Annotated in this window: 11 protein-coding genes and 2 pseudogenes; 9 read left to right on the top strand and 4 right to left on the bottom strand. The window is 59.5% G+C overall.

The window, feature by feature from the left end; genetic code table 11:
• Positions 1–366: 366 nt before the first annotated feature.
• Together ACM43_RS12445 and ACM43_RS12440 are read right to left on the bottom strand one after the other, a co-directional pair.
• Positions 367–1,323, bottom strand: coding sequence for a hypothetical protein (locus ACM43_RS12445; protein WP_036032100.1), 957 nt, complete (start codon positions 1,321–1,323; stop codon positions 367–369).
• A gap of 12 nt (positions 1,324–1,335) precedes the next feature.
• Positions 1,336–1,527 (bottom strand): hypothetical protein, encoded by a 192-nt coding sequence (locus ACM43_RS12440; protein ID WP_157786102.1) that lies wholly within the window; start codon positions 1,525–1,527, stop codon positions 1,336–1,338.
• A 650-nt stretch (positions 1,528–2,177) separates the two neighbouring features.
• Here ACM43_RS12440 and ACM43_RS12435 point away from each other — a divergent pair.
• The 3 genes from ACM43_RS12435 to ACM43_RS12425 all read left to right on the top strand — a co-directional run bounded on the left by ACM43_RS12435 (position 2,178) and on the right by ACM43_RS12425 (position 5,471).
• Positions 2,178–2,723, top strand: a complete 546-nt coding sequence (locus tag ACM43_RS12435; protein WP_036032098.1) for a hypothetical protein — start codon at positions 2,178–2,180, stop codon at positions 2,721–2,723.
• Between the two features lie 485 nt (positions 2,724–3,208).
• On the top strand, positions 3,209–4,099 hold the full coding sequence (locus ACM43_RS12430; RefSeq protein ID WP_036032097.1) for a helix-turn-helix transcriptional regulator: 891 nt from the start codon (positions 3,209–3,211) through the stop codon (positions 4,097–4,099).
• Between the two features lie 148 nt (positions 4,100–4,247).
• The gene (locus ACM43_RS12425; protein ID WP_036032096.1) at positions 4,248–5,471 is read left to right on the top strand and encodes an ABC transporter substrate-binding protein; all 1,224 of its coding nucleotides are present in this window, start codon (positions 4,248–4,250) and stop codon (positions 5,469–5,471) included.
• Between the two features lie 179 nt (positions 5,472–5,650).
• Here ACM43_RS12425 and ACM43_RS12420 read toward each other — a convergent pair.
• A pseudogene (locus tag ACM43_RS12420) lies at positions 5,651–5,881 on the bottom strand (IS5/IS1182 family transposase); the annotation flags it as partial.
• 195 nt (positions 5,882–6,076) lie between these two features.
• Between ACM43_RS12420 and ACM43_RS12415 the strand changes: the two are divergent.
• The gene (locus tag ACM43_RS12415) at positions 6,077–6,436 is read left to right on the top strand and encodes a hypothetical protein (RefSeq protein ID WP_157786101.1); all 360 of its coding nucleotides are present in this window, start codon (positions 6,077–6,079) and stop codon (positions 6,434–6,436) included.
• A 259-nt stretch (positions 6,437–6,695) separates the two neighbouring features.
• Entirely contained in the window at positions 6,696–7,556 is an 861-nt protein-coding gene (locus ACM43_RS12410; protein ID WP_420896282.1) for a catalase, read from the top strand.
• A 28-nt stretch (positions 7,557–7,584) separates the two neighbouring features.
• Here ACM43_RS12410 and ACM43_RS12405 read toward each other — a convergent pair.
• Positions 7,585–7,793, bottom strand: a pseudogene (locus tag ACM43_RS12405) (helix-turn-helix domain-containing protein); the annotation flags it as partial.
• 248 nt (positions 7,794–8,041) lie between these two features.
• Between ACM43_RS12405 and ACM43_RS12400 the strand changes: the two are divergent.
• The 4 genes from ACM43_RS12400 to ACM43_RS12385 all read left to right on the top strand — a co-directional run bounded on the left by ACM43_RS12400 (position 8,042) and on the right by ACM43_RS12385 (position 13,360).
• Positions 8,042–8,992 carry a helix-turn-helix transcriptional regulator gene (locus ACM43_RS12400; protein ID WP_271540307.1) on the top strand — a complete coding sequence of 317 codons (951 nt, stop codon included), beginning with the start codon at positions 8,042–8,044 and terminating at the stop codon, positions 8,990–8,992.
• Positions 8,993–10,151: 1,159 nt separating this feature from the next.
• The gene (locus ACM43_RS12395) at positions 10,152–11,369 is read left to right on the top strand and encodes an NAD(P)/FAD-dependent oxidoreductase (protein ID WP_271540306.1); all 1,218 of its coding nucleotides are present in this window, start codon (positions 10,152–10,154) and stop codon (positions 11,367–11,369) included.
• Positions 11,370–11,465: 96 nt separating this feature from the next.
• Positions 11,466–12,395 carry an MBL fold metallo-hydrolase gene (locus ACM43_RS12390; protein ID WP_271540303.1) on the top strand — a complete coding sequence of 310 codons (930 nt, stop codon included), beginning with the start codon at positions 11,466–11,468 and terminating at the stop codon, positions 12,393–12,395.
• A gap of 317 nt (positions 12,396–12,712) precedes the next feature.
• Positions 12,713–13,360: an NAD(P)-dependent oxidoreductase gene (locus tag ACM43_RS12385; RefSeq protein ID WP_271540301.1), complete on the top strand. Its 648-nt coding sequence runs from the start codon at positions 12,713–12,715 to the stop codon at positions 13,358–13,360.
• Positions 13,361–13,393 lie beyond the last annotated feature (33 nt).

Raw genomic sequence — 13,393 nt, 5'->3', positions numbered from 1 at the left:
AGAGCGGCAAGCCTTGGACGAGGCTCTCGTAGAGGCGGGCCGCAACGTTCTCAAAGGCGAATGGGAGAAGGTCAAGCGCGAGATGCGGGGTGAGGGATTTCAGACTGGGGAATAGGCGAGCGCGCTAATGAACTTTTCTTGAAGCTTAGAATCATCGAGTTGCCCGACGATCACGCACTCCTCTCGCAAGATCGGCCCAGTGCTGAGATCGGCATTCATCACCACATCGCTGTCGGCCTATGCGCGTGAAATGGCTTGGCATGAAACAACCACCGCCTTAGCACCGGTGAGCAGTGCTGATGGCTGCGTATGGCGCCTTGCAGCACGCTATTTCACAGCGATGGGAGGGGATATTGGAAACGCCGTTCATGAGTTCAGGTTGATGGGCGAAAGAACGCATCTCTCCCAAATACGATTAAACTCCAAGTGGAACAAATGATAGAAACCGTCCGCGTTGTCGGTGGCACTAACTAGCCAGACGGGGCTCTGATCCACGTGGGGGCCGCCTGGCAGATAGTACTGAACCCACAGTGTGGAATTCGTCGCTATTATCTTCCAATTGGGCTGTCCTTCGTAGTAGCGGCCTTCAATGGAATGGGCCTGCTTTTTCAGAAATTTTAGGCGTCGAACAGACTCCTTGATCGCCTTCTCGTATTCGGTAGGGCTCCAGCCAACGGCGGCGGCGCGACCCTTCATCTGCTTGCTTCCGGGCTTGCATAAAATGACGCGAATATGCCCTCTAAAGTTTTGAAGCGCATCGTAGAGAGGCGAGCCCGGCTTTCCGAAGGTATCAATTCCGTTAGCACCTAGAATATAGACGAACCTATTTTCAGCGCTAAGGATGTCTTCGCAAAGTGATTTCCACGGCGCGCCATCATCAGCCTGTTTTGCGTGGGGGAATCTTCCCTTGATGCCAGCTTGCGTGACAAGAGCCTCGTTGGCCGCGGCATTCGATAGAATCTCGCTTTGGCGGTTCAGGATGCGATTTGCACGTATAAGAAGCCCGGCCAAGATCAAGCCAGTTACGGTCAGCGCAATGACCGCAATCGAGATCGCCGGGTGGTCCCTAATTATGGCGTCGTAAGGCCGAGAAACCAGCCAATCCCAAAGGAACGCAGGGAGTTCCTTAGCAGAGATCAGGAGCAGGCTCCCCGCCTCTGGCCAGGTCGGGGTGTGATCAAGATTGTAAAAGGACTGGAAAATTGAAAGCGTATACGCGCCAAGGCCGGCTGCAGCTAAACCCCACAGCCAGTTCACAACAGCGGAGCCGGACTCGGTTGCCTGCTTCTTCGCTTTGCTTTTTAAATTTTCAATCAGCCACACAATATGCCGCCTTTAGGCGGCGTGCTTTTCTCCAAAGCCGGAGTTTCGCCGCGCCCTAGGAGCGAGAATTGGCCGATCGAGTTTAATATCTTGTTCTTCATAATGGAGCTTGGCTTCTACGTACCGCGAGCCAAGGGAGATCCCGCCGGCCACAGCACCAGCGACGCCGCCAGCAATTCCAGCGACCACTAAAAATTCAAGCATTGCCGAATTCCCCCCAGGTCCCGAATCGGTACCATCTTGGGTTGACGAGCCATATAGTGCATCCAATCTGTAAACGAACAATTGTCGGTGCGTGTGGCATATATGCAACATTTAAGCAAGTGCAAGGTAAGGGTTGGCTCAACGTGAGTCACCCTATGTTGTTCCGGGTTCAAACAGTTGAAGAAGTAACCTCGGGCGATGTCCCAAGCATGTACTGCCCCGGCCCCGGTTTGCACCGGACAAGGCCGTTTGCTTTCGGGCCGAGCGCAACTCCGACGCTTGGACATGATCCGCAAGAGCTGCTGGTCGTTGTTGTCCAAGGCCGCTCCACCAGAAGCCATAGGGCGATGTCCCCGGTTGGTAAGCGGCTCCGCGTCCTGCAAAGAATGCTGAGTCAACGACGCTAAGACTCCGCAGCTCGCTTTGGGGAAAAGCCGGGGGATGCCCCTCGCCGATAAATTCACCAAGCAGCTTCAAGGGCAGGATCGGCCTTCACACGGGAGAGGTCCAAGGTTCGATCCCTTGTGCGCCCACCATTAAACCTAAACTATCAATAACTTAACGACTTGTCTCCCTTAAGGTGCGGCCCAGATAAATCGGGGCACAGCGGGGGCACTACCGGCGAAGCTCTTTGGACAGGTTGGAGAGCTATGGATCAGCTTAGTGATCTACGACGGCTGATAACGGCGTCGTTCGATGCTGCTGCAGTCGATGCGTGGAGCAAGTTCGCGGTGGGTGACGCCGATAGGCACGTTCTCCACGAGGCCGCGCTGAAGGTGCTCAATGTCTTTCCTGCTCGGATGCCAGGCCAGTGCGCTCTGATGAGCGCGTTGTATTCATTTGCGCTGGAGAAGCTCGGTTCGGAGCGCGGCTTTGTCGTGGCCGGCTCGCTCTACATCGGCGACAAACGCGTCTTCGGCGAAGACGAGGCGTTCGACGGCAAAGAGGTGTTCTCGGCATCGAACCTCGATTGGGGTGGGCATGCATGGCTCGTTTATGGCGATTGGCTCGCTGACGTTTCAGTCTGCCGCACGGCTGATGCCGGCACCCCGCGGATACTCTCGAACTACATCGCTAGAGAGATGGCGTCCGGTAAGCGCGCATTTGCGCGAATTGGGGGTCCGCCGAGTCACAGTGATCCGCTGGTGCAAGCCTGTAGTGAGCGATTATTCATCGAGCGGAACATCGCCGCCTAACGAGCGTGACATCCTGCGATGCCATAGAGCAGCGCGGAAAATGGCGGCAAGGCCGCGCCGCCGAGAACAAAATGCGAGCGCTTATGGGATTGAACTTGCAGCTGAGGACTTTGCGGGAGTGAACGCTTAGGGACTTCGCTGATCGGGGGTTCGAGTCACTGGTCCGCTACATCGCTAGACCCACTATTTCGCAAGCCTTGTTTTCTTACCGGAGAGCAGCCTAACTCGGAACGTCGGATCTCGATGGTCCGAGGGGAGCTGAACAGGTTTAATAACGCTTCCCATCGTTCGTATGATGCCGCGCTCCGGCCAAACCGACCCCAATGCCCTCTTGGCAGACGGGAACGCTCACGACACATTGAAATCGCAGGTAAAACATCCAGTCACGAGCCCAGCTGGACGGCTCCTCGCTAATCCACGATAATGGCGTGGCAGCGCAGCAAAATGCTAATCCGCCGGCCCGCGTTCCCGACGAGTTGATCCATATGGCACAGAGCGGTTTTCACGGTCATAAGTGGAGGGAGCTTCTGCATCTTGAGAATACGCCCTCATCGCTGATCACGCGGTCAGTACGTGGCGTCGAGATCGCAGCCACCGAAACGCGGAATGACAATCCCGTTCCGGGCCTTTGCGGCGCAATTTTACCTGAGGATGCCTACATCTTTAGCTTGAAATTTCGCGATTACCCCAACTGCGAGTACTGGGAGCGCGGCAAGTGCGTGACCAAGCCCGATATCCGGGCCGGCCAGACATACATATACGACATGAAGTGCGACCCGCGCTACGTGATCGATAAGCCGTTTCACTCCCTTAATTTCTATATTCCGGCTTTGGCGCTCAACGGCGTCGCAGAGCAGTTCGGCGTGCGGCGTGTCGGCCAACTCGACTACCAGTTCGGCACCGGCTTTCACGATGAGGTTGTGCATCACATCGGCGCATCGCTCTTGCAGGTATTGCGCCGCCGATCCGAAGCGAACCAGCTTTTCGTCGATCACATGATGCTTGCTCTCACAGCGCACGTCGCTCAGACCTATGGCGGACTGCGAAACGCCGAAACCCTATCCGGCGGCCTTGCGCCGTGGCAGGCGAAGCGGGCCTGCGAAAGGCTCGAGTCGGATCTCAGCGGGAAACTTACGTTGCAAGAAATCGCGGCTGAGTTGGGCCTTTCGGTTAGCCATTTTTCTCGCGCGTTTCGGACGTCCGTCGGACTGCCACCACATCAATGGCTCCTTCGCCAACGCGTCAGTGCGGCCAAGCAGTTGATGGCCGTCCGTGGCCTGTCACTTGCTGAAATCGCGATCTCGGCCGGGTTTGCCAATCAAAGCCACTTTACGCGAGTATTTTCGACCTTGGTCGGCGTCAGCCCGGGCGCGTAGCGTCGCGAAACACAGGGCGTGCCGGAAAGTGAAACGTAAGCGAGGAAGATCGCTGTCGCACTCGTAAAGACTGGCATCCCTGACTCCGCTGTTCTGGCCCGCATGAGGAGTTAGATGTCAAAGTGCTAAACTCAGGGCGGGAGAAGCCATGCTGCGCACGAAAGCCTTTTGGGCGGCTCTTTCACTCACAGGGATTCTTGCAGGAAGCCCAGCTACAGCCTTTGCTCAGAAGACCTATGATGCTGGCGCAAGTGATACTGAGATCAAGATCGGCAACATCGGTCCTTACAGTGGGCCGGCGTCTGCGTATGCGGCGATCTCAAAGACGTTCGTTGCGTACTTCAAGATGTTGAATGAGAAGGGGGGAGTAAGTGGCCGGAAGGTAACGATCTTGTCCTACGATGATGCGTACAGCCCCCCGAAAACCGTCGAACAAGCGCGTAAGCTAGTCGAAAGCGATGAGGTTTTGGCAATCGCCGGCGTCGTAGGAACCCCGGGCAACTCGGCAATTCAGCGCTATATGCATCAACGCGGAGTGCCGCATCTGTTTTTTGGCAGTGGCGCAGGCAAGTGGGCAGATCCAAAAAACTTTCCCTGGAGCATGGCTTGGCTTCCCAGCTACCGCGACGAGGCGCGGATCTATGCGCGCTATATTCTAAAGAATCATCCCAAGAAAGTAGGTATTCTGTTTCAGAATGATGATTTCGGAAAGGACTATCTCATCGGCTTCAACGAGGTCTTTGGCAGCGCGAAGTCTCAAATGGTCACTGCTGAAGTCCCCTACGATGTTTCACAGCCTTCTATCGATCCTCAGATCACCCAGATCAAGGCGTCTAACCCCGATGTTTTCGTGAACATTGCTACACCCAAGTTTGCAGCTCAGGCAATCAAGAAGATCGGCGATCTGGGTTGGAAGCCCGTGCATTTCATCACGAACGTTTCAGTCTCGGTCAGTGCGGTGCTGAAGCCAGCTGGATTAGAAAATTCTCAGGGGATAGTGAGCGCTGCCTATCTGAAAGATCCGAACGATCCTCAGTGGAAAGACGATGCAGGCATGAACGAGTTTCGCGCTTTCATGTCGAACTTCTTTCCGGAAGGAGATGCTGCCGATGCGTCGACCGTCTTTGGATACAGTATCGCCGAGACCTTGCTTCAAGTCCTAAAGCAATGCGGCGACGACCTCACGCGCAAAAACGTCATGCGACAGGCAGCAAACCTAGACATGGTTTCTGGTGTTGCGCTGCCTGGAATCAGGTTCAAGACATCGCCGACTGACTATTCCCCTATCGAGCAAATGCAGCTCATGCGCTTCCAGGGGGATAGTCGGCATCTCTTTGGCCAATTGGTGAGTGGTGGAGCAGAAAACAATTAGCGTGCCCGTGTGTACCCACTACATCCGCCCTGCCCTGATCCCCAATCGATCAACCGTTGTTCGTGGGTTCGTCCCGTATCGGAGGGATAGCCGCTATTGGCCGACTCTGTTGCGAAAGTCGGCTGCTGCCGATTGATGCCAGTCAGCATTCGGCCAAGGGCAACCGGTCCGGTTGTAATCAGGGTCTTACCCGCAGGGTGGTGATAAACGTCGCTCGCCGGGTCATATCGAAACTTACCACGCGAGAAGGTACCGTCATCCCGCTTCGACTTGTCGAACACGGGAATATGGGGCGCTATGCCTCTTTCCGCGACCGACCAGTTCAGCATCGGAGCCGCCCCGTAAGCGGTATCTCCAACAAGCCACTGCGGCTTACGTCCGAAGCGCTCGTCGGCCTGGCGGATCTGGGTGGGATGTCGGCTTCGTGCCATCGGCGGGAGAAGACACTTGGCTGAGCTCTCGCGGAACCCCGCGGAGGCCGGACCGATTGGCCGGGGCGCATGCATTAGCAGCAATCGCTCTGTAGGTACGGCAATCGCTCTGGCGCAGCAGCAGATCCGATTCGCTAAATCATCGGCCGACATCTAAGCGGATGGAGAAAAAAGATGATCTGGAAAAGCACTGTCAGTCCTCGTGCGATCGCACCGGCTTCTGCGCGCTGGTCCGCAAAGTCTGTTTTTTGCTCGAAGACCGCTGTGACCGTGTCCGACATCGCCAGCATTCTTCAGAACTTATTCTTGGACGTACGCGATAGCTACCGGCCCGAGCTGCACTACATGCGTGGCCCTGGCCCGAAATGGCGGGCCAAGCACCAGCCTTGGCTAAAATTCGCTTCTGAAGGTGTATTGGCGGTGGTGCAGCACCCAACTGGGCAGTCGCAACGCAGTGGTCGAGCTGACGACCTGGCCAAGAGTAGCGGCGAGTCTTTCGAAGGTTCTGCCGCCAGAGAGCTCCGCAATTACTAAGCGTCTGCCCGTCCGCTCGCCTCAATGCGGGCTTTCCCAGCTGCAGCGTTCGCGTCAGCTTCGGACCAGAAGCGGCCTGAACTCCTACGAACGGTAACGCATCGGGGAAGCTGCTGTCGCAGAAAAGGAAGGCAGGGTGGATCCGGGAAAGGCGCTCAAGTTGTCCTACTCATGAAAGTGCACCAACTCTAGATTTCGAGGTCCCGTCCTGCCCAAATTCCCGAGCCGCCTTGCCAGCCCCGCATCCGTCGTCGCCGCCATGAAGAGGGTAGCCGGTCTTCCGCCAAAGTCACGTGCAAGCTTTGCCAGTGGTCAATGCGTTCGCGGCACGTATGCCCCGTCGGATCAGGCCAAGGAGATCACGAGATCCTGTAGCTTCACCAAGCCATCTCGCGTCCTGGCGCGCTTCTCGGTGGCGGAAGGCCCAGACACTAACTACCTGTTGCTGCGCGGCTTCAGCTTCCGGCTCGGCAGCGATGGCGAGCGCTCGGAAATCTTGACCCAGAGTGCCCCGGTTCATTTCGCGAGGACGCTTGACCAGATGTTGGCTTTCCTCCGAGTGCGCATTCCCGGACCGGATGGCAAGCCGGACGCGGAAAAGGTCGTGACATTCTCAGCTGCCAATCCAGAGACGCTAAATCAGGCAAGGTACATCGCGGCGCATCCGCCCGCCGCAAGCTTTGCCTGCACAACCTATTGGGGCGTGCATGCGTTTCCCGCGGCAAATTCAAAAGGCGAGACACGATTCATCAAGTTCAAGATCGCGCCAGTCGGCGAACAGGCGACACAGCCCAGGGCCGCGGCCAAGGCAAAGCCCACCGAGTTGCTGCACGACCTCAAGTCCCGGATCGCAGCTCGCGATATGAGAGTCAGCGTGATGGCGCTGCTGGACCGTACCGGCGACCCTGTCATGGACGTGACCATCCGATGGTCCGATGAGGACAGACGCGAAGCGGTGCGGCTGGGAACGATCGTAATCACTGGCGTTGAAGCAAATGATGCGTGCGACGAGCCCGTCTTCAACCCGGCAACTCTGGCGGACGGCATCGGTCACCCGCCGGACGAGATGTTTGCGGCCCGCCTCGCCGCCTACGCGATTTCGCAGACAAGGCGTCGTTGAGCGGACGAGGCTTCTGCCGTGACTCCGATCACGTTTCGCTTCGGGCGCACACTGCACCCTCGCGACGCCACGTTCCCGGGCTGATGCCGACAACAGCGGAAAACACCCGCGTGAAGTGGCTTTGATGGCCGAGAACCCGGCCGATATTGCAGTATCCGACAGCGACAGGTCGCGGATCGTCATCAGTTGCTTGGCTGTATTCACCCGTTGGTGAAGCAGCCGCTGATGCGGCGGCAGGCGCTGTTCACCATTCGCAACAGAGCTCAAGATGAGAGCGCTTCCAGCGGATTGGCCAGTTCGACAGCAGGGAGCAACGCCGTTCGCGGCGCCTGATTTTCGACTTTGGTCGCATGCGGGGGCGCTTGATGGCGGCTTACAGCAGGATCGGACAAAGCATGGCGGCTTTGGGAAAGACGCTGGACCTGTAGCACGTCTAGAACGCGCGCGAACGCTCAACGATGCTTCTCGACAGCGAGGACAGGTTCATGAGCCAGCCAATCTTGCACGATTCTTCGCACCTGAATCAGCCAGGCTCTTCCGAGGCGCACCAGCGCGATTTGCCGGACGCCCAGCGCCGTCCTGCCGATGCGGAGATGGCGCGCGTGCTTCACACTAAACCACTCCGCATGGCTTCAGACCCATCCAGCGGCACGATCGCTCACTGGAAACATGAACCATTGCACGACGTCGTCGAGCCCATGACCGATCACGTCATCATGGCTTACAACGGCTCGATGCAGCGCGTGGAGCGGCGGTCAGGAAGATCGGTTGCTATTGGAACGTTTCGTCCCGGGGTCGTGATAATCATTCCGGAAGGATCAAGCTCACGATGGGATATTCCGAAACCCGTTGATGTCGTTCAGCTCTACCTTCCTCACGTAACGCTCAAGCGCATTGCCGACGAAGCCGATACCGCTACACCGATCGATCTCCTGGAACGAACGGGGTATCCTGACCCCATTACATCCCGATTGCTGTTGAGCGCGGCCGATTCCCTGGAGGGCAATGGGGCCCTGGATACGCTGTTCCGGCACCAGCTGACAGACCTTCTGGCCACGCGCGTGCTGGCTGCGCACAGCGGCGCGCTAACCACGATCCGGCCGATCACGGGCGGGCTTTCGCCGAAGGTCCTGCTCCGTGCCACCGACCGTTTGCGCTCGGACAGCGATTCGGATGTCTCGCTCGCGGCGCTGGCTTCGGATGCCGGTCTATCGCGCTTTCATTTCTGCCGTGCCTTCAAGGAAAGTACCGGGCTTTCGCCTCATGCCTGGCTGCGTCAGCACCGGCTCGAGCAAGCCATGAGCATGCGCGATACCGATGAATCCGTCGTCTCGATCGCGGCGGCCCTCGGCTACTCCTCCCAGACCGCCTTCGCCGCGGCATTCAAGAAACTGACCGGCGAAACCCCAAGCGACTGGAGACGTCACAAGCGTTGACGGCATTCGTTCTACCGTAACAAGCTTTTCCCCACAGCGGGAAATGTCCACGACGCAGTCGCACTTATGGCCGACCACGTCCATGGCTCTCCCCCACGGCATCACTGCGGTTCTAGCGGTGAGTGGGATATCGGCGGTGTTTGGAGCGGCGCGTTCTCGCACGATGACACTCATCGACCGGGCTCAACCTCGCGATGGGTATTCCCGGATTCTTGAAACATGATGCTGTAATCCGCAGACAACAGTCGAGCGCGTTGTCCGGCACGGCATCCCCTGCGATCTCTTGGACCGCGATCCAGCCGGTCATTGACGCGTTGTCGCCGATGGCAATGCCGCCGCACCGGCGAACACTTGCGCGGACATCGATACCGATGTCTCACTCGCGAGGCGGGCCTGTCGAGCTTCCACTTCTGCCGAGCCTTCAAGGAAAGCACCGGGATCTCGCCGCCCGTTCGGCTGCGCCACAGTACCGCTCGATCACCATGAACACGCTGCAAGTCGCCGATGCATGGATTTTTTTGTCGCTTGGCGGAGCTCGGCTACGCGGTCCTCGTACGCCCCGCCGTGGCGTTCAGCGATCGCCTGGGCGAAAGCCCTAGCGTAACGCCGCGTGCGTTAGCAGCAATCGCTCTGCAGGTACAGCAATCGCTCTGGCGCAGTCGCATCTTCGGTCCGCTAGATCATGAGGGTGCCCCACGCCCCAGCAGACGGAGACAACATGCTCAGGAAGAACTTGGTCGACCGGCTTGCAATCACTTCACGCCGAAAAGGCTTCGTGACCGCACTCGTGTACGGACTTTCATTGGGAGTTCGCTTCACTTCAGCAGCGGGGGAGGAGGTGGAAATTCCAGCGCAGGCCGTGCAACGGACCAGTCCCGTGATTTCCATCATGTCCAAAGTAGGCGCCCAGCTCCCCTACCAGAACTGGGGCCCGAGCCCAGCTTTGCCCGTGACCCTTAACCGTGGCTGGGCATCCCCTTTCGGAGGCTGCCGCGCGGCTTGTGAAAATCCCACGCCGATGTCTTCGGCACCGAACTGCCTACCATAGGGCCCGCCGGTCTTCGGTCCGCCTGTTCGCGTCGACGTCGATCGGAGGATGCTTGCCGCCAAAGAGAAGCGGCGGGCACTACCGAGAAAATCAAACCAAGGAGTAGATCACATGCGACTTGTTATCATAGGAGCCGGCTTCGCTGGCATGTACGCCGCACTTTCCGCAGCCCGCCTGCGCGATATCCAGGGCGTTTCGCCCGAGGAGCTCGAGATCGCGCTGGTCGCGCCAGAGCCAACGCTGGTGGTGCGGCCGCGGCTGTACGAACCGAAGCCCGAGACCCTGACGGCGCCGCTGCTGGAGGTGCTCAAGGCCGTCGACGTTACTTACGTGCAAGGCAGCGCCGAAACCATCGACGCCAAATCCCGCACGGTGGGCATCGTCGCCGCCAAGGGTGCGAAGAAGACCCTTTCCTACGACCGGCTGGTGGTGGCGACCGGCAGCCGGCTATTCCGTCCGAACATTCCGGGCCTTAGCGAGCACGGATTTAGCGTCGACTCGCTCGATGATGCAATCGCCCTCGACAAGCATTTGCACGGCCTGGCGAAGCGGCCGGCGGTGAACGGGCGTGACACGGTTGTCGTCGCCGGCGGCGGTTTCACCGGCATCGAGGCGGCCACCGAGATGACCTCGCGACTGCGCGGAATCCTCGGCAAGGACGCCAAGACGCGCGTCATCATCGTCGACCGCAACAAGGCGATCGCACCTGATATGGGCGAAGGCCCGCGTCCTGTCATCGAAGAGGCCCTGCGCAAGCTCGGCGTGGAGACCCGGCTTGGCGCCGGCATTACATCGCTCGACGAATCCGGCGTCATGCTTTCCGACGGCGACCACATCGAGGCCGAGACCGTGATCTGGGCGGCAGGCATTCGCGCGGCGCCGTTGACCCAGCAGATCCCGGCCGAGCGCGACAATTTCGGCCGCCTACTGGTCGACCGGGCGTTGCGCGTGCCATCAGTGCCGGGTGTCTTCGCTACCGGCGATGCCGCCAGGGCCGCAAGCGACGATATCGGCAATTACGCGCTGATGTCGTGTCAGCACGCCACGCGAATGGGCGCTTTTGCCGGCAACAACGCCGCCGCCGAACTGCTGGGCGTTCCGACCAAGCCCTATCACCAGAAGGGCTATGTCACCTGCCTCGACCTCGGCGAAGCCGGTGCGCTGTTCACCGTTGGCTGGGAACGCAAAGTGGCGATGGTCGGCGAGGTCGCCAAGAAGACCAAGCAGGAGATCAACACCGTCTGGATCTATCCGCCGCAGCCCGAGCGTGCCGCCGCGCTGGCCGCTGCCGATCCGGAGCGTGTGACTGACGTGAGTGGCTTCTTCTAGATGCTTCACGCGAAATGGGCCGCGCTTCTCGCTGGCTGCGCGGCCAGCTCAACCGAGACCAGCCAGTAGCCTTGAACATGAAACAGGAGATCGAGCATGGACGTCGACACGAGCTTAGCCAACACCTCACACCCCGGCGGACCGGGGCCCAACGAACTGGTTCCGTCGCGCTACGCGGTGCAGGTCGGCGACATTGACGTGCTGGTCGTCAGCGACGGCGTGCTACCGCTCCCATCCGCGATGCTGGCACACAACATCGACCCGGCCGTCCGGGCGACCTGGCTGAAAGACATGTTCCTGCCGCCCGACGCTTACGATTGGGCGCTGAATGTGGTCGTGGTGCGTAGCGGCGACCGGACCATACTCGTCGATGCTGGGCTTGGGCTCGACCCGGACTTGCACTTGCCGCGCGCCGGGCAGTTGATCAAGCGACTGGAGGCCGCCGGCATCGATCTTGCGTCCGTGACCGACGTGGTGCTGACCCACATGCACATGGACCACATTGGTGGGCTGCTCGTCGAACGGGTCAAGGAACAGCTACGTCCGGACCTGCGAATCCACGTGGCGGCCGCCGAGGTCAAGTTCTGGGAGGCGCCCGATTTCTCCCACGTCGCCATGCCGCCGGGGTTCCCGGACGCGCTTCGATCGACCGCCAAGCGGTTCGTGAAAGAGTACCGCAGCCAGCTGCGCACCTTCGAGGAGGAGTACGAGGTGGCACCGGGAGTGATCGTCACTCGCACCGGCGGCCACACCCCCGGGCACAGCGTGGTCCGCGTGGCGTCCGGCGGCGACCGGCTGACGTTCGCCGGCGACCTCGTGTTCGCGGTCGGGTTCGAGCACCCCGACTGGTACAACGGCTTCGAACACGATCCCGAGGAGTCGGCCCGCGTTCGTATCAGTCTGTTGCGGGAACTGGCTGAGACCGGTGGACTGCTGGTGGCCACTCACCTGCCGTTCCCGTCCGTCGGACATGTGGCAGTCGACGGCGACGCCTTTCGCTGGGTGCCGGTCTTCTGGGACTACTGATCGCACAGTTCGATCGAGAGGCGCCTCGTAAGCACCTCATTCGATAAGGGCCGCGTTACCGGCGCCGGAGCGCGGCCCGCTCACCCAAAATCCTTTTGGAGCTCGACCTCGATGAAACGCGAGACCGTGCGTGCTTCGCAGCTCAACGGCTGCGCCTTCTGCATGAACATGCATGTCGAGGAAGTCCCACACCACAGTGAGTGCCCGCTCCCGATGACGACCCGGGCGCAACCTGAGTGTCCGCGCAAAGATGCTGCTGGCTTCACGGACCCTCCGCACGGCGATCCCGCCTCGAAGCCGCGCGATGGGAGAGTGTGATGAACGTCGTTGTCTTTGGTTCAACCGGGTCGACAGGACGGCTCGTCGTTGAGTCCGCCTTGTCCGCGGGTCACGTCGTCACTGCCTTTGTCCGTGACCCGAAGCGCATGCCCTTGACGCATCCGAATCTCAGGATCGTCAAGGGCGATGCAATGGATGCAGCCTCGGTGGCATCTGCGGTCCAAGGTGCGGATGCGGTGATCTGCACGTTGGGGACGGTACCTCAGGCGAAGGAGGATCTGGGTCGACGCCAGCCCGGCGTCCCGGTTTGCTCGGTGGGAACCAAGAACATTCTGGCCGCCATGCCTCCAGGCCAGGGCCGACTCATCGTTGAGAGCTCGGTGAGTGTCGGTGAGAGCTACCACACCGGGAGTTTTGGCGCAGGCTTCCTGGTCAAGCTCGCACTCAAGGAGGTGATGGCAGACAAGGAGGCGCAGGAGGCAGCTGTCCGGGAGAGTGACTGCGATTGGACGATCGTTCGACCGGCGACGCTGACATTCAAGCGTGCTCGCGGAAACCTGAAGGCCGGGACCGATCTGCGCTGGAATATCACCTCAACAGCCACCCGCGCGGACGTGGCCGAGTATCTGGTCAAGATCCTCGATGACCCCGCGACATACAAGAAGGCCATAACGGTGCGCAACTAGGTTTGGCGACGAATTGCGGGGAAACCGCGATCT

It is taken from the genome of Bradyrhizobium sp. CCBAU 45321 (genome assembly GCF_028128975.1).
GTDB lineage: Bacteria > Pseudomonadota > Alphaproteobacteria > Rhizobiales > Xanthobacteraceae > Bradyrhizobium > Bradyrhizobium yuanmingense.
Note: the sequence above shows the minus strand (reverse complement) of the source record. Positions and strands in the feature narration are given on the sequence as shown.